The sequence below is a fragment of the Photobacterium sp. GB-1 genome, from assembly GCF_003026165.1.
Lineage (GTDB): Bacteria > Pseudomonadota > Gammaproteobacteria > Enterobacterales > Vibrionaceae > Photobacterium.
On the sequence record NZ_PYOB01000004.1, the window covers coordinates 206,615 to 229,435 of the forward strand.

At 39.0% G+C, this 22,821-nt stretch carries 25 protein-coding genes; 16 read left to right on the forward strand and 9 right to left on the reverse strand.

Annotation, left to right across the window (positions count from 1 at the left end; genetic code table 11):
- Nucleotides 1-2 precede the first annotated feature (2 nt).
- Nucleotides 3-614, reverse strand: a complete 612-nt coding sequence (locus C9J45_RS06825; RefSeq protein ID WP_107246681.1) for a hypothetical protein — start codon at nt 612-614, stop codon at nt 3-5.
- 375 nt (nt 615-989) lie between these two features.
- On the opposite strand from C9J45_RS06825, the gene C9J45_RS06830 reads away from it, so the two are divergent.
- On the forward strand, nt 990-1,466 hold the full coding sequence (locus tag C9J45_RS06830) for a peroxiredoxin (RefSeq protein WP_107292339.1): 477 nt from the start codon (nt 990-992) through the stop codon (nt 1,464-1,466).
- A gap of 174 nt (nt 1,467-1,640) precedes the next feature.
- Here the strand turns inward: C9J45_RS06830 and C9J45_RS06835 are convergent, their stop codons facing one another.
- The gene (locus tag C9J45_RS06835; protein ID WP_107292340.1) at nt 1,641-2,531 is read right to left on the reverse strand and encodes a LysR family transcriptional regulator; all 891 of its coding nucleotides are present in this window, start codon (nt 2,529-2,531) and stop codon (nt 1,641-1,643) included.
- Nucleotides 2,532-2,733: 202 nt separating this feature from the next.
- Between C9J45_RS06835 and C9J45_RS06840 the strand changes: the two genes are divergently transcribed.
- Complete coding sequence (locus tag C9J45_RS06840; protein ID WP_107287381.1) at nt 2,734-3,303, forward strand: DUF2938 family protein; 570 nt, start codon at nt 2,734-2,736, stop codon at nt 3,301-3,303.
- Nucleotides 3,304-3,588: 285 nt separating this feature from the next.
- Here the strand turns inward: C9J45_RS06840 and C9J45_RS06845 are convergent, their stop codons facing one another.
- Nucleotides 3,589-4,020: a DUF2000 domain-containing protein gene (locus C9J45_RS06845; protein WP_107208119.1), complete on the reverse strand. Its 432-nt coding sequence runs from the start codon at nt 4,018-4,020 to the stop codon at nt 3,589-3,591.
- Nucleotides 4,021-4,079: 59 nt separating this feature from the next.
- On the reverse strand, nt 4,080-4,487 hold the full coding sequence (locus C9J45_RS06850) for a GNAT family N-acetyltransferase (RefSeq protein ID WP_107208118.1): 408 nt from the start codon (nt 4,485-4,487) through the stop codon (nt 4,080-4,082).
- A 205-nt stretch (nt 4,488-4,692) separates the two neighbouring features.
- Here C9J45_RS06850 and C9J45_RS06855 point away from each other — a divergent pair, with 205 nt between their 5' ends.
- The 3 genes from C9J45_RS06855 to C9J45_RS06865 all read left to right on the forward strand — a co-directional run bounded on the left by C9J45_RS06855 (nt 4,693) and on the right by C9J45_RS06865 (nt 6,941).
- Nucleotides 4,693-5,502, forward strand: a complete 810-nt coding sequence (locus tag C9J45_RS06855; RefSeq protein ID WP_107287380.1) for a peptidyl-prolyl cis-trans isomerase — start codon at nt 4,693-4,695, stop codon at nt 5,500-5,502.
- Entirely contained in the window at nt 5,495-6,529 is a 1,035-nt protein-coding gene (locus tag C9J45_RS06860; protein ID WP_107292341.1) for a HupE/UreJ family protein, read from the forward strand. Before C9J45_RS06855 ends, C9J45_RS06860 begins: the two co-directional genes overlap by 8 nt.
- A gap of 109 nt (nt 6,530-6,638) precedes the next feature.
- Nucleotides 6,639-6,941, forward strand: a complete 303-nt coding sequence (locus C9J45_RS06865; RefSeq protein WP_107292342.1) for an antibiotic biosynthesis monooxygenase — start codon at nt 6,639-6,641, stop codon at nt 6,939-6,941.
- A 61-nt stretch (nt 6,942-7,002) separates the two neighbouring features.
- On the opposite strand, the gene C9J45_RS06870 is transcribed toward C9J45_RS06865, so the two are convergent.
- Nucleotides 7,003-7,305, reverse strand: a complete 303-nt coding sequence (locus C9J45_RS06870; RefSeq protein ID WP_233217650.1) for a hypothetical protein — start codon at nt 7,303-7,305, stop codon at nt 7,003-7,005.
- A gap of 321 nt (nt 7,306-7,626) precedes the next feature.
- Here C9J45_RS06870 and C9J45_RS06875 point away from each other — a divergent pair, with 321 nt between their 5' ends.
- From C9J45_RS06875 to purT, 9 genes are all read left to right on the forward strand, one after another.
- Complete coding sequence (locus C9J45_RS06875; RefSeq protein ID WP_158259519.1) at nt 7,627-8,700, forward strand: sensor domain-containing diguanylate cyclase; 1,074 nt, start codon at nt 7,627-7,629, stop codon at nt 8,698-8,700.
- A 215-nt stretch (nt 8,701-8,915) separates the two neighbouring features.
- The gene (locus C9J45_RS06880; RefSeq protein ID WP_107292344.1) at nt 8,916-10,091 is read left to right on the forward strand and encodes a serine hydrolase; all 1,176 of its coding nucleotides are present in this window, start codon (nt 8,916-8,918) and stop codon (nt 10,089-10,091) included.
- 549 nt (nt 10,092-10,640) lie between these two features.
- Entirely contained in the window at nt 10,641-12,062 is a 1,422-nt protein-coding gene (gene sbcB / locus C9J45_RS06885) for an exodeoxyribonuclease I (protein ID WP_107292345.1), read from the forward strand.
- Between the two features lie 239 nt (nt 12,063-12,301).
- Entirely contained in the window at nt 12,302-12,823 is a 522-nt protein-coding gene (locus C9J45_RS06890) for a hypothetical protein (RefSeq protein WP_107208277.1), read from the forward strand.
- Nucleotides 12,824-12,948: 125 nt separating this feature from the next.
- Nucleotides 12,949-13,293 (forward strand): CidA/LrgA family protein, encoded by a 345-nt coding sequence (locus tag C9J45_RS06895; protein ID WP_107292346.1) that lies wholly within the window; start codon nt 12,949-12,951, stop codon nt 13,291-13,293.
- Nucleotides 13,290-13,973 carry a CidB/LrgB family autolysis modulator gene (locus C9J45_RS06900; protein ID WP_107247647.1) on the forward strand — a complete coding sequence of 228 codons (684 nt, stop codon included), beginning with the start codon at nt 13,290-13,292 and terminating at the stop codon, nt 13,971-13,973. The genes C9J45_RS06895 and C9J45_RS06900 overlap by 4 nt, the downstream gene beginning before the upstream one ends.
- Nucleotides 13,974-14,201: 228 nt before the next feature.
- The gene (cdd, locus tag C9J45_RS06905; protein ID WP_005367973.1) at nt 14,202-15,089 is read left to right on the forward strand and encodes a cytidine deaminase; all 888 of its coding nucleotides are present in this window, start codon (nt 14,202-14,204) and stop codon (nt 15,087-15,089) included.
- Nucleotides 15,090-15,238: 149 nt separating this feature from the next.
- The gene (locus C9J45_RS06910) at nt 15,239-16,123 is read left to right on the forward strand and encodes a DMT family transporter (protein ID WP_107247649.1); all 885 of its coding nucleotides are present in this window, start codon (nt 15,239-15,241) and stop codon (nt 16,121-16,123) included.
- A gap of 193 nt (nt 16,124-16,316) precedes the next feature.
- Nucleotides 16,317-17,495, forward strand: coding sequence for a formate-dependent phosphoribosylglycinamide formyltransferase (gene purT / locus C9J45_RS06915; RefSeq protein ID WP_107247650.1), 1,179 nt, complete (start codon nt 16,317-16,319; stop codon nt 17,493-17,495).
- A 105-nt stretch (nt 17,496-17,600) separates the two neighbouring features.
- On the opposite strand, the gene C9J45_RS06920 is transcribed toward purT, so the two are convergent.
- On the reverse strand, nt 17,601-18,239 hold the full coding sequence (locus C9J45_RS06920; protein WP_107208272.1) for a thiopurine S-methyltransferase: 639 nt from the start codon (nt 18,237-18,239) through the stop codon (nt 17,601-17,603).
- Nucleotides 18,240-18,368: 129 nt separating this feature from the next.
- Nucleotides 18,369-19,706 (reverse strand): PLP-dependent aminotransferase family protein, encoded by a 1,338-nt coding sequence (locus tag C9J45_RS06925; protein ID WP_107292347.1) that lies wholly within the window; start codon nt 19,704-19,706, stop codon nt 18,369-18,371.
- Nucleotides 19,707-20,013: 307 nt separating this feature from the next.
- Between C9J45_RS06925 and C9J45_RS06930 the strand changes: the two genes are divergently transcribed.
- Nucleotides 20,014-20,889: an NAD(P)-dependent oxidoreductase gene (locus tag C9J45_RS06930; RefSeq protein ID WP_107292348.1), complete on the forward strand. Its 876-nt coding sequence runs from the start codon at nt 20,014-20,016 to the stop codon at nt 20,887-20,889.
- Between the two features lie 185 nt (nt 20,890-21,074).
- Here the strand turns inward: C9J45_RS06930 and C9J45_RS06935 are convergent, their stop codons facing one another.
- Complete coding sequence (locus C9J45_RS06935; RefSeq protein ID WP_005367981.1) at nt 21,075-21,368, reverse strand: hypothetical protein; 294 nt, start codon at nt 21,366-21,368, stop codon at nt 21,075-21,077.
- A gap of 241 nt (nt 21,369-21,609) precedes the next feature.
- On the opposite strand from C9J45_RS06935, the gene C9J45_RS06940 reads away from it, so the two are divergent.
- The gene (locus C9J45_RS06940) at nt 21,610-22,002 is read left to right on the forward strand and encodes a nitrous oxide-stimulated promoter family protein (protein ID WP_107247678.1); all 393 of its coding nucleotides are present in this window, start codon (nt 21,610-21,612) and stop codon (nt 22,000-22,002) included.
- A 364-nt stretch (nt 22,003-22,366) separates the two neighbouring features.
- Here C9J45_RS06940 and C9J45_RS06945 read toward each other — a convergent pair whose 3' ends face one another.
- The gene (locus tag C9J45_RS06945) at nt 22,367-22,735 is read right to left on the reverse strand and encodes a lipoprotein (RefSeq protein ID WP_107208269.1); all 369 of its coding nucleotides are present in this window, start codon (nt 22,733-22,735) and stop codon (nt 22,367-22,369) included.
- Between the last annotated feature and the right edge of the window lie 86 nt (nt 22,736-22,821).

Sequence of the window (22,821 nt, forward strand, 5' to 3'; positions counted from 1 at the left end):
TCTTACGCTGCTTTTACCAATGTATTCCATGCTTGTTCGAACGCTTTTTCATTCTCATGAACACGACCATCAGCATGCATCACCACTTCGATGATTTCGTTGTAAAGTTCAAATGAATTCAAGCCCACCTTTTGTGCTAGTGCAAACGCAGTATTAACATTTGGTGGGTTCTTAGCCATATCTTCGATTTTACGCTTCACGTGACTTGGTAATTCACTTGAAGACACACCCGCAATAAATTCATCGATCTCTTGGCGTTCTTCTAATGAAATTTCACCATCACAATTAGCACACGCAAGGCCAACTGCTTCCATTGCGATCAGTAAATTAAAATAATTTTCAGTTTCGTCTAAACGATTTTTTGCGTCTTCAAACGCAGCCGTTAATTTACTGTATTTAAGTTCCTGTTCAGCATTAGCTCGACGCTCACCACGGCGTTCTGCCTCTTCTTCACTGTCGTCCATTGCTGCGGCAACACCACCGGCGGCAGCACCAACACCACCCGCAATCGCTGCACCTGCTGCAGTAATTGCACCTACTGGTCCTGCAATTGGTAATGCCACTACACATGCAATCCCAGCGGCTGCGCCACCAATAACTTTCCAAAAGCTCATGTATTAATCCTTTTCAATATCAAGATATATGTTCAAATTGAGTCTCTATATTTAACAACCACCAGCATTTCATAACCATACAATATAAGGCCAAAGAATTTAGGAATCAGCCATTCCACTACAGATAGCTAAATATGAAGCATTAAATTTTATTTATAATTTATAGGGTTTTATAAATAGTGAGTCTGTGAAGTAATGCGCATTCCATTACAGTCGCGATATTTTGCTTATTTTCTTTGTTCAATTTGCTACCGAGACAACAAATTTCAAATATCTGAATATGACATTGACAATGATTGCTCCACCAGCAAAATTAGCCGTGAGATAAAATCCTCGCTACACTGTTTCAAACTAATACAACAAGGAAAGTAAACCATGATCGAAAAAGGCCAAACATTACCAGTCGCAGTGCTCAGTGAACTCACACATGACGGTATGGTTAAACACGATACCGCAGAGCTTTTTGCCAACAAACGTGTTGTGCTGTTTGCTGTACCAGGAGCATTTACTCCTACTTGCTCTGAAGCCCATTTACCGGGTTATGTCGTGCTAGCAGATGAGATCAAAGCAACGGGTGTCGACATTATTGCTTGTGTATCTGTTAATGATGCCTTTGTTATGCAAGCTTGGGGCGAAGCGCAAAACGCATCTGAAATTATGATGTTGGGCGATGGCGATGGAAGCTTTACTAAAGCATTAGGGCTTGAAATGGACACTGCTAACTTTGGTGGTATTCGTTCTCAACGTTATGCAATGGTTGTTGATAATGGCGTGGTAACTCAGCTCAACGTTGAAGAGCCAAAACAATTTGAAGCGAGTAAAGCGGAAACGATTTTAGCAAGCTTGAAGTAACCGCAATAAGACTTTAAACATCAATAATATGGTTCAGTGTGTGATCATTGAACCATATTTATATTTAACCAACTCTGAAAGCGTCAACCAGCTCACGACTAGCTTATCTTCAGTGAATATGAACGTCTTCATACCATCAGCCAATAAGAAATGCTCACTAAATTAGTGACAATGTCACAATATTTCGCTGAGTTTATTTCTCAACCATTGGTTAGCTGAGTTATGTTCATCACGCTTATGCCACATCATAATGTGTTTGAAAGGTTTGGAAGAAAATGGCAATGGCAGTATTTGTAAGTTAAATAATGAGGCATATTTTTCAGCCATGAGTCGGCTAACTGGCGCAACGGCGTTGCTCTCTGACACTAATGCTAAGATTGATACAACAGATGCGGTTTCACAGTCTAAATCTCTTGGTAGAAAGCGTTCATCAGAGAAATAATTCATTTCAAGTAAGTCTATTCGCCTTTTCTGCATGAAGATTATTTTTTCAGCATAGAACTGCGCTTGCGTGATTGTCTGTTGGATATTGGGATGATCTTTCCGACAGACTACGACAATTTCATCATCGATAAATGATTGATAGAAAAAAGACGGATTACTGCGTAAACCAATATCAATGGCTAAATCTGCTTTCTGTAAACTTAACTGAGATAGCAACTCTTCTTCTGTATTAGGCGTCATATAGAGGTTTATTTTGCAATTCCCCATCGTTGGGTCGAGCTCAATTTTATTTCTAATCGTGTGCATAACCACCTCATTTACATAAACCGTAAACGCGTGATGATTTTGAACATCAAACCCCGCGATATTACCTAACGCACTTTGTACTGTCGTTAGCGCTGGCTCTATCTCATTAGCTAATTTAATTGCGGCATGTGTTGGGCTAATCCCACGTCCTTCTCTTACAAAAAGAGGCGTCCCTAACTGGGATTGTAATCGCTTTAATACGCCACTTACCCCAGGTTGTGTTAAACCTAATGATTCTGATGCTAATGTGATGGAACGAAGCCGATACACTTCTAAGAATACCACCAGCAAATTCAAATCTAAATTTGGTTTCATCCTTGATCCCATATATAACCATTCGTAATGCTTTGCATAAAGCATACTTTATATATCCCAATTTTTCATTGCCTTAGACTATAAACATCAACAAATCATTGAACTTATGAAAGCCATTGCCACGGTGTTAATAAACCACACCTGACTATGACAAGCTCTTTTCATTATCATAATGAAAGCATAATTAATCAGGAGATGCTCTATGTTCTATTACCCACATCACCAACGTTCATCCTACCTTCTTCACCTTCTGTTTATTAGTGTATTTAGTGGTCTTTGTTTAGATTTAGGCAGCAACTTATATCTATTATTTAGTGATCACCCACTAAATAATTTTGCGAGTTTAGGCCGTTATTTGGTTTATATCACTCAAGGGCATCCACTGGTTGAAGCTATACAGCAGGTGCCAGCCGTTCCCCATGATGTTCTCATCGGTTGGATTGTGCACTTTAGCGTTAGCTTAGTTTATACCGTGATTTATATTAGCTTTGTTGAGAAAGGATTGTTTCTAAAACCAAGCCTTAAAAAATCGCTTGTTTATGCATGGTCATTGTTATTTTTTCCATTAGTTGTGGTGAGTTATGCCTTTGGTGAAGGCTTTTTCCACGTGAATAGTCCCAATATGATCCACGCGATTTTGTTCTCTATTTTTTGTCATTCTTGCTACGGTATTGGTTTGTATATCACTACGAAAGTGCTTTACGCTAGTCGATTAGAGATTTTCAAAGAAGCGAAAGAACATCATGCAATAATCGTCAACAATGCGACATAACATTAAGAAAAGGTAAATTAATCATTGCGTTGTTCGATTAAATACATTGCCAATCACGCGATATATTTTATATAGCATCGCGTGATTTGTTATTTATCTGAAAAGCAAACATCAGCAACTAAAGTAAGAAGTTTGAGTACTTCATGCGACTGCTTGTTTGCTGTTATATATTCGGTTGGAAATAACAACGTTTTTAGTTCGTTAATACCATAAAATGTTAAAATGGTTTTGAAACAAAAGTATCTCACAATATGCGTCAGCTTGAGAAATTTGTAATACAACACACTACTTATACAAACTGAACTTTTTAGTAAATTCTCGTAATGTTTCAGTATCACCAAACAAACAAACTCCCAAGTACTCCAAATCAGCTTCTTTTGTTTCTTTCGTCCTCAGTTGCTGTTCTGTTGATCCCCCATCTATCATAGTACTTGTAAAATCAGTGAATTTAATACCACGACTCAAAGCCTCTTCTCTTACTTTACGTAATTTATTTGAATTATCAGCTTTTAACACAATGAATGGATAATGCGATAAACTCGGATGCACATTGCCATCCAAATCAACATAATCTAGATAAGCACCTTCATCTTCAGACAGTTGTTTAGACAAACCAACACTCAAATGCCCAAGTACATTTAAGGTACGCCCTAAATCCATTTTTTTACTTAAAACTGAAATATACCTTTTCTGATTTTCATCAGGTAAATCAACCATAATATCCCCTTATAAACTGAACGTTCATATTAGCTGTATAAAAGCGCTTACGTAAAATATTAATGCTCTGTGCCTTCATACACCCACATTGATTCTGTTTTACCTGCTCGTTCAAAGCCAAGCGCTTGATAAAACGCAATGGCTTCACCATCAGCAGTCAACATTTGTTGGTGAAATCCACTGTATACAGACAACATTGCTTCCATCATTTTACGACCAATGCCCTTACCCTGATGTAAAGGGTGAACAAGCATATGGGGATAATACACAACAAGATAACCGTCTGTGATAGCGTTCCCCACTCCAACTAACTTACCGTTAGCACGAGCAGTAACCAAAGTATGAGAATTACGTAATGCAGCTAAGAGTTGTTTGGGCTTATCTGCTGAAGACCATTCATTCGCACGGTACAATGCGATAACTTCGGCTTCTTCAATCTCGCCGTTAAGTTCAACGTTAATATCCATATAAACGGTACTCCCATATCATCATGCCGAATGTTTTAATCATATACTTAATAAAAATGCGACTTTTAAAACATTCTTATCTTATTGATAAATAACGTAGCATCACAAAAAGTAAAAATCTACATGCAGTCAGCATTCAACACTCATACAGTTAGCATGGGTATTCTTATAGGGCATTATTTAATATAAGAAAAGATCCCGTAACATGTTAAAAAAAGTCTGCTATTGGCTTAAGCGATTCATTCAAGATCCCTTTTCGCATTTCCTTATCGCGGGTGCTGTGCTGTTTATTGGTTATTCACAGTATTACTCGTCTACTTCTGTAAACACCATTTCAGTGACGCCGTCACAAGTTGAGCAACAAAAAAAAGACGATACGCTTTATTTTGGTTCCCCCCCGTCGAGCACAGAACTAAACAAAGACATTAACCATGTAGTGTTAAAACAGATGCTATCTCAACAGGCATTAAAATTAGGCTTGGAGAAAGGCGATCCAAACTTAAATGAAATGTTGATGCAACGTTACCTGTCCTATGTTTCACAGTTAGCTAAGATCAATGCCACCAACACAACCTTATTACATCAATACTATTTAACGCATCAAGCGCGTTATAAGCATCCTGATATGTACTCATTGTGCTATCACTTTTTAACGCCACAAGAAGTGCAACACCCTATTGCTACGATGGATTCTCAACAATGTTTAAGTGATGTGAGTAAGCAGGCATTATTGGCAAAGCTGGGTACAAAAACAGTAGACGCATTAGCCGCACTAGCACCAAACCAATGGTCAACACCGATTGATACTCCCTTTGGCGCGATAGCAGTAAAGGTACTCGATTATCAAAAAGCAGGCGTTCTCAGTTTTAAGCAGGCCAAGCAACAATTAGCACAAGATTTTGCCCGTGATGATGTTAATAACAAAATAGCTGCTGTTATTAAGCAATATCACATTGCACTACCCGCAGGTTCAGATTTTACCGTTAACACAAAGACACTATTAAACAATGTATAAGCACATCTCTTATTTTATGTGGCGCTTAGTTGTTGGCACAGTCGTTGGCGCCCTGATTTCGGTAGTAATGGCACCACTGGCAATGGCGCATCCTTATCAGCCCTCAGTGGGTTTGATCACACAGTTAGATAATCAACAATATAAGCTGGCGTTAAAACTACCGGTAATTGCAGGTGAACATACACAAATAACACCCACCTTAACTAATAGCGGCACGGTACGTTTATTGTCATCACAGCGAAGTGACAATGGTTTCGGAATGGATGAACAAGATTATTTGCTGCAACTTAAAGCGAATACATCATCACCGACTCTGGTATTTAACGGACTAAAAACAGGCCAGCTACTCACGCAGTTAACGCAAAAAGATGGGAAAGTGAGTACGCTTGCGCTGTATAAAGGGCATAACAGCCTACACTTAACCGATAAGATCTCGATTTGGACAACAATAAAGCTATTTGTCACCTTAGGTATAACCCATATCTTAACGGGGATTGATCACCTAATGTTTGTGGCGGGCTTATTGTTATTTACGCGCGATTTTAAAACCTTTTTAAAGGCCATTACCTGTTTTACCTTAGCCCACAGTATTACGTTAAGCTTGTCTGCGCTTAATCTGGTACACATTCCAGAACCGCCAGTAGAAACGGGAATTGCACTGAGTATTTTGTTTTTGTGTTATGAGCTTACTCGCCCTTATGACAAAGCACATCCAACATTAAGCCGAAAATTTCCATGGCTGATTTCGTTTTCCTTTGGTTTATTACATGGGTTGGGGTTTGCCAGCGCATTAAAAGAAGTAGGATTGAGCCAAACCAGCATTCCGTTAGCCCTCGCCTGTTTTAATATTGGGGTTGAGATCGGGCAATTGATCTTCTTATCGTTTCTTATCGTGCTATTGAAATTGTGCGCTAAAGTGCCTGTATTTCATCATAAGTTCTTTCAAAAAGTACCTTTGTATACCATGGGGATCATGGCGTCTTTTTGGTTTATTCAACGGGCGTACATTATGTTCCATGTTTTATAGTGGAAGTTACAGAGAACATATATTGTATTTTTGCTGCTAGCTTGTATTAGCCAATACTGTAATAGTGGCAAGACAAAAATAAAAACTGAAGTTAGTAAAGGAAGTCATCATGTATATTGCAATGAACCGTTTTAAAATCCGTTTAGGCTCTGAGCAAGAATTTATCGATATCTGGAAGAACCGCGATACCTACCTATATACCGTACCGGGTTTTCAATCATTCAACTTGCTTCAAGGTGAATCAAACGATGAGTACACCCTGTTTGCATCGCACTCAGTATGGGATTCTCGCCAAGCTTTCGAAGACTGGACACAATCAGAAGCATTCCGTAAAGCTCATGCTAATGCTCGCGGTAATAAAGACATTTATTTAGGCGCACCAAACTTTGAAGGGTTTGAAAGCTGCCTATAATTTACATTTAACAAGAAATGTATACCCAAATACGATTTACCTGTGTTTGGGTATTTTTTGCCTAAATACTGAAGAGTTCTTTAAACATTACAAGATTAAACACCACCGCGATCACGCCTAATAGCCAAGCTAATACAGTAAAAACGATGCCAAAATACATCACTTTCTCGCTAACGAACTTAGAGATCAGCTTTACAGAAAGATAAGATGAAACGATAAAACCAGAAGCGACTATCAGCAAAACAACATTGATCAGAGGATGGCTAAGACTCTCACCATGAAGCAACATATAAGTACCAATCGTACTTGCAAAAGACAGTACGGGGATCAGATATATAATCAGAAATATCGCTGCAGTACTCACATTTACTCCATCTTGGTGTAGGCGCAAAGACAAGTTGCCTGCCATTTAACTTTAAAACAGCACCTTACGCACCTAGCCTTGCAAGGTAAACGTGCCACAACGATATATACACATAGTCGTGCGTTGTATCATATTACACATAAGTAAAGAAATGAGCAGATACATTAACTATCACACCACTTTTATTGAAAATTAAGTCACTTCTCTAACAACCACTTGTTATCACTAAAAAACAATTAATAGCTTTTAAATTAAAAGACTTAAGTGCAATTGTTAACAAGCAAAATAGATAGTGTATCCATGCCACACAATGTTAATAAAATGCTAAAATTAGAAAAATTTAATAAAAAAGATATGCCTATTGTGAAGAAAGAATCGATGCTTTTATCTGCACATCGCAAATTCAATTTATTATTGAGAGACCTTGTTCTGAGCTCAAAAATTGAACCTTTCCTAGAGCGAATGGTTGATATGGTAGAAAGTTTTTTACCAGGCAGCAAAGTCTCCATTCTCACTTTAAATCAACAACAAGGTACTTTACATACAGGGATAAAAAACAACCTTCCTGATTTTTATAATGAAGCTGTTAATGGTATCAAAATCGGAAAAAATGTAGGAAGTTGTGGTGCGGCAGCCTTTCTTAACAAAACAATCATTGCTAGCAATATCAATGAACACCCAAACTGGCAGCCGTTTTTAGCCATTACACAAAAAGCAAATCTACACTCTTGCTGGTCTGTACCTTATACCGATTCAAATTCAAATGTATTAGGCACATTCGCCATTTACCATAGTGAACCTAAATCACCTTCGGACATTGAAGAAGAAATCGTTAATGTCGCTGCACTCATTATATCAGTCGCTTACGAGAAATTAATACTCGAAGAACAGCTACGCTTTAGCGCAACACATGATGAATTAACCAAGCTTCATAATCGTACTTATTTAAATGAAGTCGCAACTAAATTTTTATCACTGTGCCTACGAAAAAATTTAAAAAGCTCACTGTTATTTATCGATCTGGATAAATTTAAATTAGTGAATGATAATTTGGGTCACAAAGTTGGTGATGATCTACTTGTTTTAGTTTCAGACGTTATATCTCAACAAGTACGTGACTGTGATATTGCATCCCGTTTTGGTGGCGATGAGTTTATTATCGTAATGGAAAACACCCATACAAGAGATGGTACTCAAGTCGCAAACCGACTTCACGACGCTATTATGGCCAAAGTACCAGCCAATATATTAGATCTGGGGTTTGGTGTAAGCATTGGTGTCGCAACGTCAACAGAAGAAAATCAAGCCTTAGATCAACTCATTCAGAAAGCAGACCAAGCAATGTATCATGCAAAGCAGCACCGTTTAGGTGTTTATAGCGATACGTCACTTTAACTAAAGCAGCATATTTTTGAGTAAACTTTCTCACTGCTCTGCAAATAATCTTGTGCTTACTCCCGTTATCTTTCATCCAAAATGTAATTATTTCACATTATAAATTAAATCAATTCCAACACGTAAATTAAGAACCATTAGATTGATTTTCAACCTACCGGCATGTTAATAAATTGTTTAATTTATTTTAAGTGAACAAATTTCAAGCAGCCAAGATGAAACGTATTATCAAAATCGGATTATTATTATCACCTGCTATTTTTATCTTATGGATGATAACCTTTCCTCCTAAAACTGACATGAGTGATTTTAATTGGACTCAAACGTCTGAACAAAATGATTGGAAAGTTAGCTCCCCCAAAGCAGAAGGTTTTAACCCAGATAAGCTAATTGAACTTCACCAGCAAGTAACCTTACGTAAGTCAAAAAAGGTGCAGTCATTGCTGATAACACGGAATGATAAATTAATTTTTGAACAATATTACCCTGTTAGGCACTCTGGAGATGGCACCCCAATGCCAGATTTTTTTCCACCTTCACCCGATACGTATCACAATATAAAATCAGTTACCAAGACGGTCACATCAACATTAATTGGCCATCTTTTATATAAAAAAGAAATAGCCAATACTGATGTCTCGCTGTTTGATTATTTTAATAAAAAAGATATCCCCAATTTTGAAAAGAAAAGGCAAATTAAACTTCGACATGCTTTAGATTTCAATAGTGGTCTTGATTGGGCAGAATGGCATGAAAGACATAGCGATGCGATGTCCATGTGGTTATCCGATGACCCTTATCAATATATTTTCCAAAAAGGTATTAAAGATCAGCCCGGTAAAACATTTGTCTATCAAGGAGCTATGAGTGTATTACTAGGTGGAGTAATAGAAAAAATCACAAAGATGAACCTTAAAGAATATACCAATCAAGCAATATTCCAAGCACTAGGTATCACTCATTATGATTGGTTTGCTCATGAAGTGACCGGTGATTATTTAGGTTCATCAGGTTTATATTTACGTCCAAGAGATCTTGCGAAGTTAGGACAACTTTATATAAACCAAGGGGTATGGAAGGGTCAGCGTATTTTTTCAAAACAATGGGCACAAGAGTCTTTAAAACCTAAAGGTAAATTTTGGCCTAATAAGTCTATTGCTTACGGCCATAACTGGTGGTTTCCAACAATAAAAAAAGAGGGTAAAAAAATAGATATAGCAGGAATGAGAGGTACAGGTGGTCAAGAAGTTTTTATCATTCCACAGCTCCAACTGACGATTGTTATCACATCAGGTGCGTATATGGATCAAGATGATACTTACCCTTTTAAGCTGATCGTCGATTATATTCTGCCGTCACTTGGGATCGACGAAGCCGAATATATAACATAATGTATTTATACGAGTACCGTTAGTTATGTAAGCTTAAGGTACTAATAATTTGCTGTATTTGGCTCCCTTTTTATTTGAATGCACTTTCTCTTTTTTATAACGTTACGCATCACGCTCTCCCCTTCACCACCGAGGTCTTATTCACCCACCTCGGTGGTGGTTTACAGAAAAATTTTATTCTCCTGAGAGCATGAGCTGTTAGCGCAATTTGCTCTTTCGGAAGAACCGAGACATTAATTTCTATCCAAACCAATAAACCCAGCAGCAATATCTTTAAGTAAGCTTTCTAACTGCTCTGCAAATAAAATAGTGACGCCATCGGTATTCTGGAAGTCCTATATCTCAACACCACGATTAATTTATCCGCCTCCCGCCTTGCCTATTTGCCCTTAAATACGGGATACTTAATGTTATGCGTGCTTAGGGTTTTACTCTGAAGCGTTTAACGACTTAAATACAATAAACTGCTGAATTTATAAGCGGTTTTAACAACAAGCCATTGCTTAGATAAAGAGTAATAATAACAACCGTAATGGCTATGGATGATTTATGAACGATAAGAACCAAGCAACACTTTATTGGATTGACTACGAGACGTTTGGCGCAAGTCCTGCCAATGATCGTCCTTGCCAGTTTGCGGGTGTCCGTACTGATATGGACATGAACATTATTGGTGAGCCACTCGTTATTTACTGTAAGCCACCAGCCGATTACTTACCGTCACCTGAAGCGTGTTTAATCACAGGTATTACACCGCAAGAAGCGATGGAAAAAGGCTTATCAGAGCCTGAATTTATTGAAGCGATTCATGCTGAACTGTCAAAACCCAATACATGTGTCATTGGTTACAACAACGTTCGTTTTGATGATGAAGTAACGCGCTATACCTTATACCGCAACTTCTTCGACCCATACGGTTGGGCGTGGCAAAATGGTAACTCGCGTTGGGATTTATTAGATATTATGCGTACTTGTTACGCATTGCGCCCAGAAGGTGTCAACTGGCCGCTGGATGATGAAGATCGCCCTAGCTTTAAACTTGAAAAGCTGTCTGTTGCCAATGGTATTGAACACGCGAATGCTCACGATGCAATGGCTGATGTTTACGCGACAATCGAGCTGGCTAAAATCATTAAAACGAATCAACCTAAGTTGTTTGATTACCTGTTTGATTTACGTCATAAGCGCAAGCTACAAGAATTAATCGATATTGTTAACTTAACGCCGTTAGTACATATCTCTGGCATGTTTGGTACTGATTGTGGCAATACGAGTTGGATTGTGCCTGTGGCATGGCACCCTGATAATAAGAACGCTGTTATTACAGTGAACCTCGCGCTTGATCCTACCCCATTAATTGAGCTTGATGCCGACCAACTGCGTGAGCGTTTATATACTAAGCGTGTTGATTTAGCACCAGATGAATTACCGGTGCCCGTTAAAGAAGTGCATTTGAATAAGTGCCCTGTTCTTGCTCCAGCTAAAACATTAAAAGCTGAAGATGCCGCGCGTTTAGGGATTGATAGAGAGCAATGTTTAAAGAACCTTGCCTTAATTAAGCAGCACCCTGAAATTCGTGAAAAGTTAATCGAAATGTTTAGTGTTAAACGTGAATATGCGGCTAACGATAATGTTGATGCGATGCTCTACGATGGGTTCTTCTCTACTGCTGATCGTTCAACCATGGATATTATCCGTGAAACGACACCCGATCAGTTAGCTTCACTTGAAATCAATGTCGATGACAAGCGTATTAAGCCGCTGTTATTCCGCTATCGTGCCCGTAATTTCCCAATGACGTTAAGTTATGAAGAGCAAGTACGCTGGAAGCATCATTGTCAGGATTTCTTTGAAATGAATATGCCAAAGTATATGGAAAACTTTGAGGCTGTCGCCTACGAGCATGAATCTGACGAAAATAAGATGAAAGTTTTAAAATCTCTCTATGACTATGTTTCTAAATTGGTTTAAACCTTTTTATTAATACGATAGCGATAAATGAAGCCTATTACGTGATTTTCTTTTTGAATGTCGCGAATAGGCTTCTTTTTTTTAAGATTATTATGTAGTGATTTATTTGATGATTACGTCATTAACGTTAACAATTAAAGACAACAATAAAACGGCTCACTGATTTGCGTTTATTAATAACGGAATAGCGATCATTGATACCGTGACGCTCGAGATCTATTAAGCGGTAGGTGTGCACTATGACAACACAAACCCTATTGAAATGTTATAGCTACGACAAAATAGATTTTTTTCCTGAAAAGCATCTATTGATATGGAAAGATCATACGCAAACGTTATTAACGCGAGAAGAATCTCGGTTATTAGAAGTGTTATGTCTCTGCGCTGGAGAAGTGATTGGAGCCGATTCACTCTACCGTAAAACGTTTACATCATTAGATGCGTTTGAAGAAACCAGTGATCACAATTATGACTTGAATTTACTACTGGTATCACTTACAGGGAAGTTACAATGTAACGGAGTAATGGCGATACCTATCCATGTTGTGCCTCACTATGGCTTTCGTGTCCCATTACCTTCGAAAACATCACGTCGACTGCCTTTTACTACCCGTCCTTGCCCTCGTGCTACCCCTTCTAAAAAAAAGCCTTTGTTATTCAATAAAGCATGGTTTAAGTATGTGGTAATCGATTTTATTTGGCTAAAAGTGACGATTCTTTTGACACTTGCCGCGCTCATTGGTCTATTTTTGTGGAATTAAGCATCAATAAATATCACGCGATCTACATTTTTTAACGAATTATCTAAATAATGCTCTTTTTTGTGTGACAAATAACACGTTTATTTGTATGATAAATAAAATTTTCTAGCATTACTTTTTTTACTATGGATTACATTCGATCTTTTGCCATTGTTATGTTTTGCTTTTTACTTGGTCAAGGCATACAACATCTGACTCATTTGCCGATCCCTGGCAGTATTATTGGCTTGTTTATACTGTTCTTTGGCCTCGTTACTGGCATATGCAAAACAAAATGGGTCGATAAAACCTGTAATTTACTCATCAAACACATGGCATTGCTATTCGTGCCTGTTGGAGTTGGCTTAATAAACTACCTTGGTTTAATTAAGCACAATGCAACTATCATCTTTGCGAGCACATTAGGCAGCACATTAATTGTATTGCTTGTGATCGGCCTTGCGCTTCATCATAAGGAAAAAGAGTCATGATCTGGTTAGTTGCAACGCTAGTGGTATTTTACAGCATGCGCTATTTAGCAATGAAGATTCGTAATCCACTTTTTAATCCATTGCTCATTTCGCTGATTATTTTAATCGCTGCACTGCATTGGTTACAGGTGCCGTATGAAACCTACTTTGCAGATAACGAAATAATTAACTATTTGTTAGGTCCTGCGGTAGTGGCCTTAGCCTTACCTTTATATCAGCAACTGCCTTTAATTAAGCGTAAGTGGAAAACAATTTTAAGTGCCTGTTTTGTTGGTAGTATCTTGTCGATGACATTTGGTACCTCCATTGCGTTTTTAATGGGTGCTGATGCTCAACTTGCAGCCAGTATTTTACCAAAATCTATTACCACACCACTTGCGATGGCCGCTTCTCAACAAATTGGCGGGATTCCTGCGATTACAGCAGCAATGGTGATTATTGTTGGGCTATTTGGTGCGGTGTTAGGTTATCCAGTGATGAAACTGGTCCGTATTTACCATCCGTTAGCAAAAGGGTTAACGATTGGTACGGTATCTCATGCTTTAGGTACAGCAAAAGCTGTCGAAGAAAATTATCAAGAAGGGGCATTTAGCTCATTAGCGTTAGTTATCTGTGGGATCATGACAACGTTACTCGCTCCCATCATGTTCCCTATTTTAGAACACCTGTTTTTCCACTAAGTTATTCCTATCTCATGTTATGAGCTTAAACACTAATTCTTATTAGTTTTAAGTTCATAATGTTTTGATAACTATTTATTACAGGAAAAATTACATTTACATGTGTGAGTTCGCTCTCGATAATGTATACCAACCTACACTATCATTATTAATGTGATTCAAATCACACTTGATTAATGACAATTAACTTAGAATGTTTCTCCATCAACAATACGGAGTAACACACCAATGCACGCAAAAGTTATGGATGCATTAGGTCAATTACCTAAAGAGCTTGCATCAGCTTTACGACCAATTATTGAAGATAAAGATTTTGATTCAACAATTAGTCCTGAACAATTTGAACAGTTAGTTTCCCAAACTAATTTATCTGATACTGATCTTCGTCTTGCTCTCCTTCCTGTTGCTGCTGCTTACGCTGTTGTTCCTATTTCTAATTTCTATGTTGGTGCTATTGTTCGTGGTACATCTGGTCGCCTATATTTCGGTGCAAATATGGAATTTGTAGGCGCAAGTATGGCGTGTACGATCCATGCTGAGCAATCTGCAATTAGCCATGCTTGGATCAAAGGTGAAACAGGCATTAAAGACGTAACGATTAACTACAGCCCTTGCGGTCACTGTCGTCAGTTCATGAATGAATTGAATACGGCGCAAGATTTAGTTATTCAACTTCCTGAACGTCAGCCAATGACACTGCAACAATACCTGCCTGAATCTTTCGGCCCTGCTGATCTTGGGATTAAAGATGCGCTATTAAGCGACATTAATAATGGTATTACGATTGCTGAGCAATCAGAGCTTGCTGTTGCTGCTTGTGATGCTGCAAACCGCTCTCATGCACCGTACTCTAAGAACTTCAGTGGTGTTGCATTAAAAGCCAAAGATGGTCGTGTTTTTGTGGGTATGTATGCTGAAAATGCAGCATTTAACCCAAGCCTACCACCGCTGCAAGTTGCGCTAATCAACATGAATATGTCAGGTTACAAACTATCTGAATTAGTTGAAGCGGCATTAGTAGAAAGTGCAGAAAGCCTAATCAGTCAATTAGCGCGTACTCAAGCACTACTAGAAGCACTAAATCCTGATATTCAAATGACTTATGTTGCTTACTAATCGTTAGTGCTAGCAATATCTGTTGATGTAAAACCGCCATAATAGGCGGTTTTTTATTGCCTAATGCATTCAACACAATCAGTTATATTGGCTATCTAAAAACAAAAGCGTATTATCTCGCTATGCTTTTTTGACGAAACCAATTTTTAATGTCTGATTCACATACCCCAGTTCATAACCCAGTCCAAGGTGCCGGATGGATGCTTTCTGCAGGCCTTGCCTTTGCGATTGTAAATAGCCTTGCACAATTTCTCAGTATTAAGCTCCATGTCTCTTCAACTACTTTTGCGTTAATCCAATACTTTGTTGCACTGGTGGCTATGCTGCCATGGCTGAGAACCATGGGTATTCGCCGTTCACTAAAGACAGAGCAATTCTTCCAGCACTGTTTCCGTGTCTTTCTTGCGGTGATTGGTATCCAACTCTGGCTATGGGCACTTGCCTATCCTGTTCCTATTTGGCAAGGCATTGCACTGCTTATGACTTCACCGTTATTTGCAACTATTGGCTCAGGTGTATTACTAAAAGAGAAAGTTGGCGCTGCACGTTGGTGCGCAACGCTTGCTGGCTTTATTGGTGCAATGATCATTTTAGAGCCGTGGTCTGATTCATTTAGTATTGCGACATTATTACCTGTCGGCGCTGCGGTTTTCTGGGCGGGTTATTCTTTGATGGTGAAAAAGCAATCTACTACAGAATCACCAACCACTGTTGTGATGTATTTACTTATTCTGATCACGCCATTTAACTTGTTACTGGCTCTACCTGATTTTACTATGCCAACAGGCGGCACAACATGGACATTAATCATCGCTGCTGGTCTGTTAACCGCACTGGCACAATGGGCGATTGCTAAAGCCTATGCCGTCGCTGATGCGTCATTTGTTCAACCATTCGACCACGCAAAATTACCACTAAACGTGTTAGGTGGTTGGCTTGTATTTGGTTGGGTACCACCGGGTCGATTATGGTTAGGTGCGGCGATTATTATTGCTTCTGTGGCCTTTATCACCCAATGGGAAAAGCGAAAATAGCTAGTAATAACCGTACCCCATAAAAGATTCACTAACCGCCTTCTTGGCGGTTTTTTATTATAAGCTCTAAAGCTTTTCTAATATTTACTTTTAAAGTCTATTTAAATCCCGACGCAAACGTTTGCTTAAATAAAAAAACAAGGTATTATCACGCCCAACCAACACTATCCAACATAAATAGTAAGGAATAATAATGTTAGGTACAGCTAATGGTTCAAATGCAACACGTGTTTTACTTTTAGGCTCTGGCGAGCTTGGCAAAGAAGTCGCGATTGAATGCCAACGTTTAGGTATTGAAGTGATTGCCGCAGATCGCTACCCCAACGCGCCAGCAATGCAAGTTGCACATCGTAGCCATGTGATTGATATGCTCGATGGCGAGGCGTTAAAACACATTATTGAACTAGAAAAGCCCGACTACGTTGTTCCTGAAATTGAAGCCATTGCCACTGACACGCTTGTAGAATTAGAGCAGCAAGGTGTTAACGTTGTGCCTACCGCTAATGCGACGAAACTGACAATGAACCGAGAAGGTATTCGTTGCCTAGCCGCTGAAACCTTATCGATTCCTACATCACCTTATGAATTTGCCGATCAATTTGATGATTTCTCAGCAGCGGTACATCGCGTTGGTATGCCATGTGTCGTAAAGCCAATTATGAGTTCATCAGGTAAAGGTCAAAGTGTGATTAAAACCGAGGCTGATATTGAATCTGCTTGGCAATACGCACAAGAAGGCGGTCGTGCTGGTGCGGGTCGTGTGATCATTGAAGGCTTTGTTGATTTTGATTACGAAATCACGTTATTAACTGTTCGTGCGGTGGATGGTGTGCATTTCTGTGCACCTATTGGTCATCGTCAAGAAGATGGGGATTACCGTGAGTCATGGCAGCCACAGCAAATGTCTGAAGCAGCATTAAAAGCGGCACAGGATGTAGCAGAAAAAGTAGTGAACGCACTTGGCGGTTTTGGTTTATTTGGTGTTGAGCTATTTATTAAAGGCGATACCGTGTTATTCAGTGAAGTCTCTCCTCGCCCACATGATACGGGTATGGTGACGCTTATTTCACAAGAGTTATCAGAATTTGCGCTTCACGTTCGCGCTTTCCTTGGTTTACCCATTCAACACATCACCCAATATGGCCCATCAGCTTCTGCAGTGATCCTTGCTGAAGGTGTATCATCAAACATCCGTTTCGATAACCTGTTACCTGCACTCTCTCGCCCACAAACACAGATCCGATTATTTGGTAAACCTGAAATTAATGGTCGTCGTCGTTTAGGTGTCGCGCTTACACGTCGAGAAGATATTGTTAGCGCAGTAAATGATGCCGTCAATGCCGCTGGTGATGTTGAAGTCATTTTCGATTAACCACGCTTAACTCAGCATATTACAATTTCTCTATCAGCAAAAAGGCATGGTTTCCACTAATAAGAAACCATGCCTTTATTTTTATCTGTACTTTATAACAACAAGTTATACTTCAATTAACCATACTTCTTCGGCAAATCGCGATAAACCACGTTGGCGACGAGGATGACTTTCATCGGCATCATCACGTTCAAGATGCGTCACTTTACAACCCGCAAATAATGCTTCAACGTCTGCTTTTGGCACTGAGAAAGGAGGCCCTGCCAATTCATCTTGTGGGTAGTCTAACGTCACCAACAAAATACGACCGCCAGTTTTAACCAACGATAACAGTTTGTCGACGTACATTTGTCGCATATCTTCTGGCATTGCAATTAATGCAGCGCGATCATAAACCACATCGACAGGATCGATATTTAGCGTGAAGTAATCACCTTGGTAAATCGAAATCTCATCAAATTGGTAAAGATGTTGATGACCAACACCTGTCACTAAAGGTGTATACAGGTTTTCTGCAAAAAAGGCTTTAACTGCAATATCACTCAGCTCAACCCCAATCACGTGGTCATGTTTTTGTGCTAACCACACAAGATCTTCCGACTTACCGCACATAGGGACAAACACGCGATCATCACGTTGTGCATTTAACGCCGACCAATGCTTGATCAGTAACGGATTAACCTCTGATAAGTGAAAACCAATTCGATTTTCTGCCCAGCGTGAGTGCCAAAATTCTGCATCCATTTTATGACTCGACTTTTTCTAATTAAAATAATAATGCTGAAATAATAACATAGGTCAGTGGCTTTCAAAGAGTGCTAACAGTCGCTTTTTATAACTTCGCAGTGACTGTCAATTTTGCTATCTTTGCGCTTAAAACGGGATAACGCTGCTGACTTCAGAGTGAGCTAAATCGCGTAATAATGTTAAACCTTGTTGTAACCGCTGCTCAGAATTAATAGCCATTAGAGACAAACGGATATGCTTCGGATCGTCGCCATTTGCATTAAAATAACGCCCACTACTGACAATTAACCCTTGGTTTTTTGCTTCCATCACAAAGCGTTCCTGCTGCCAATGTTGAGGCAACGGCCACCAGATTTGAAAACCAGTTTCATTACCATCATGGCTTAAAATATCACGGGCTAGTTGTTGCCTTTTACAGGCAGTTTCACGCTGGTTTTCTGCTAACTCAAAGGCTTCACCACTCTCAATTAACTGCGTTGCAGCAATATAATTTAGCGGTGACGATAGCCAAATGTTAGCGCGAATAGTGGCCTGTAAAACCGCGATATGTGATTCGGGTACTTTTAAAAAGCCACAGCGTAAAGCAGGACTAAGGGCTTTTGATAAACCTGAAATATGAAAGCTATGCAGTGGAATGCGATTACTGATCGCGGCGATAGGATCTGGATTTAAAAAGCCGTAGATATCATCTTCAATTAACCAAATATTATTGCGTTCAATCACTGTTGCAATGGCATCTCGTCTTATTGGCGGCATGGTGATACCTGTTGGGTTTTGATGAGATGGCACGACAATGACTAATTTAGGCTGATGTTGAGTTATCACCTGTTGCAGATCATCAGGGCACATCCCCTGCTCATCAAGTTTGACCCCAACCACATGACGACCTGCTGCTTGAGCGATCGCCATAATACCGGGGTAAGTTAAGGCTTCTACCGCGATGGTATCACCAGGCTCTGTTAACGTATGAATAAGTAACGATAAGCCATGCTGTGCGCCATTCGTCAACAAGGTATTTTTAACATTCCCCCCTTCCAAACCAAACTTTTTCGCCCATGTTACAGCAGCCAAACGATGGCTTTCATGGCCTGAATGTTCGGTGTAGCCCATTAAATGACAACTCAGTTGATCTGCTGCATTCATCATAGCATCACGCAGTGGAGACAGGTTTTGAGACAAGCAAGGTTGCAAGATAGAGAAGTTAAAATCAGTTTCATCATCAGCAGGTTGAATGACATCGCTGAGTCTTGATGGTGAGCATACAAATGTTCCACGCCCAACAAACGATTCCACGCGTTTTTTATCTACCAGTAACTGATATGCTTTAGCTACCGTCGCGGGTGTGGTGTTTAACTCATCCGCAAGTACACGGTGTGTCGGCAATTTAAACCCTTTCGGATATTCACCATTGTCTATGCGCGCCTCTATTGTTTTTGCTATTTGTTTATATTTAGCGACACTCACAGTCTGATCCTATATTTATCATTATCACCAATCACTTAACTAACTTTAACCAAGTTAGCTCAAAAATGATACCTTAAATAAACAAATTGACATATGTCAATGTAACCCCTAGTGTACTAACCATCATTTGGTAACCATTTAGCTAACAATGAGCACAAATGGATAAAATCTGATATTACAAAGGTAGTTACAACCTTTAATAACAAACGTTCAGCTCGCCATCGTTTATGAATAAAGGCATTGCCTGCTGACGACATATCACATAATGACATAACTCAATTTTACTGTATTTGGTAAGGAGAAACCTATGACAACAAGTATCGCTTTTATTGGTTTGGGTGTAATGGGCTTCCCAATGGCACGTCACCTGTTTAATTCAGGTTTCGACACCACTGTGTATAACCGCACGACCTCTAAAGCACAGCAATGGGCATCGGAGTTTTCAGGACAATACAGTGAAACACCGCGTGAAGCTGCTCAGAACCGAGATGTGGTTGCGCTTTGTGTTGGTAACGATAATGACGTTCGAAGCGTTGTATTTGGCGCTGACGGCGTTTTAGCAGGCATGAAAGCGGGCTCTACGCTTGTTGATCATACGACAACCTCTGCGGAACTTGCTGAAGAGTTAGCGAAAGCATGCTTAGCTCAAGGCGTTAACTTTGTTGATGCGCCAGTTTCTGGTGGTCAAGCCGGTGCTGAAAATGGTGCACTTACTATCATGTGCGGTGGCGAACAAGCTGTTTTTGATAACGTATTACCGATTTTAAACAGCTACGCGAAACAAGCGGTATTGGTTGGCGGTTATGGACAAGGTCAACGCTGTAAAATGGTGAATCAAATTTGTATTGCCGGTGTACTACAAGGATTGAGTGAAGCATTAACGCTGGCACAAAAATCAAACCTTGATATCGAACAAGTTGTCAGCGTACTAAAGCATGGTGCGGCGGGCTCTTGGCAGATGGAAAATCGTGCTAAAACGATGGCTGAAGATAAATTTGATTTTGGCTTTGCTATTGATTGGATGCGTAAAGATATGGGCTTTTGTTTAGATGAAGCGAAAAAACACGATCTTGAATTACCACTGACGGACGCAGTGGATAAACGTTATGGCTTATTACAAAACGAAGGGCTAGGCAGAATGGATACATCTGTCTTGATTAAAGCTTTCAATAAAGCGGTTTAATTTTACCTAGACCTCAGCCACTGAGATGAGAAAGTGACTTTGTGAAAACCGATATTACATAACGCCAGAAAAGCGAAAGGGATGCACTTGCATCCCCTTCTGCCGACCCCGATAAACATCAAGATCAAAAATCCGTTTTCCAATTCTACATTGGAGTCATGGAATACCGATTGAATCCATTCAGCTTACGAAATTCTGAATAGTTTAATCGAATCACGACGTACTGTTACACCACGGAAAGTTACAGGCTCTAACAACGTCATTAGTTGCTTAGAAACAAAAAACTTACCACCGTAGCTACGATCGCCACCACGATTAACCCAATCAGCAAATTCATCAGCCAGACTGAACATAGAGTTACCGACTAGTAAAACAAGAACTTTAGCAACTTCGCTATCGTTCTGACGGTTAAACTCAGCGTCACGAACTTTTTTACGATATTCGTCGACAATTCTTTCAAGGCACTCAAATCTGCTCATATACACCACCATAAAAATCGAGGCGTGGATACTACTGCTCTAGCCTATTTAAATCAACCCATCGCCTTATGTTTCTTTAAAAAACTGATACTTTTTTTCAATTTGGTAACAAAGATGATGCTATTTATCATTAAAAACACGATTTAATTTCATATTCACCCTCTAAAAACTTAAATGTTATTTCATATACATGTTTGTATAATGACAGTATTAGATAGAGTCTATTAAGAAATACAAAATGATGACTATAAACACTAACTTTAAGCTGCTAGGTAAATTAAATCGTGAATATTTGACGATTTCAGCAATGATCGAAATTTACTGCTCACATCACCATTACGAAAAATGTAAAAAAGTTAATTTATGTGAAGACTGTGAATCTTTCAAAAACTACGTAAAACAAAGGCTAGATCGTTGTCCTTATGGTATCAACAAGCCGACATGTCGACAGTGCCCTATTCATTGCTACAACGTTCAAGAAAAGGTCAAATCACAAACAATTATGCGTTATTCGGGCCCTAAAATGATGTATAAACATCCAATAATGGCTATTACACACTTAATTAATGATAAAAGAAAAGTTAAAGCGTTAAATCAAGCAATGACTTCAAACAGAAAAATAAGAAAGAGTTAATAAACAACAAGTAAAAGTTAAATGTTCAGTAAAATATATTTTTACTTTTATATTTCATTTACTTTTAAGTCCGCTTTAGGGCTTGGCTACTTTATAATCAGCCCATTTACTGCTGTGTAAAAAACATACATCAATGTAATGACAAGAAATACCGATATAAGAAGGAAACTATTGAAAATAGCCCGTATGTACATAAATGTTTCGTTTCATGACTTTTTATAAATAAAACAGTCAACATGTTAATTGTAGTAACAAATGGCTGGTATTTATCAGTAAAGGCTCATCACTTTAAATATTTAGAGTATTGCTACCTAAAAAAACAGCGATAGATGATCGCTGCTTTTTGATAACGGATGAGTTTTATTTAGTTTCGATAATAATCAATTACTTGAATTTTCACAGGTTTATCTGCGCTGCTAATATCGACAGTAAACTGATCGTCATCAACAACTTTCGCATTTTTTGCCCCTTCCCCAATGACGTCAACACCTTCAATCTTGGTATATAGCTTGGTGTAATCGTAATGCATGGTGACAGTTGCGGTAACAGGTTTAGAAGCCGTTAATTCAAAAGTACAAATACCTGTAGGACAAAACACATCAATATCTTCTGCGGACGTCACCGCGATAGAATCTACATTCTTAATTGGCGTACCGGTGATTTTTGCTTCCCCACAGCCTGTTAATAATAATGCCGTTGTAACTGCAACAAGGCCAAGTTGAATTTTTTTCACACTGATATCCTCATGTATTCCGCTGAACGGTGATCTTTGTTCACTATAACAAAGAAAGTTTTACGTAGACTATATCAAACATAACA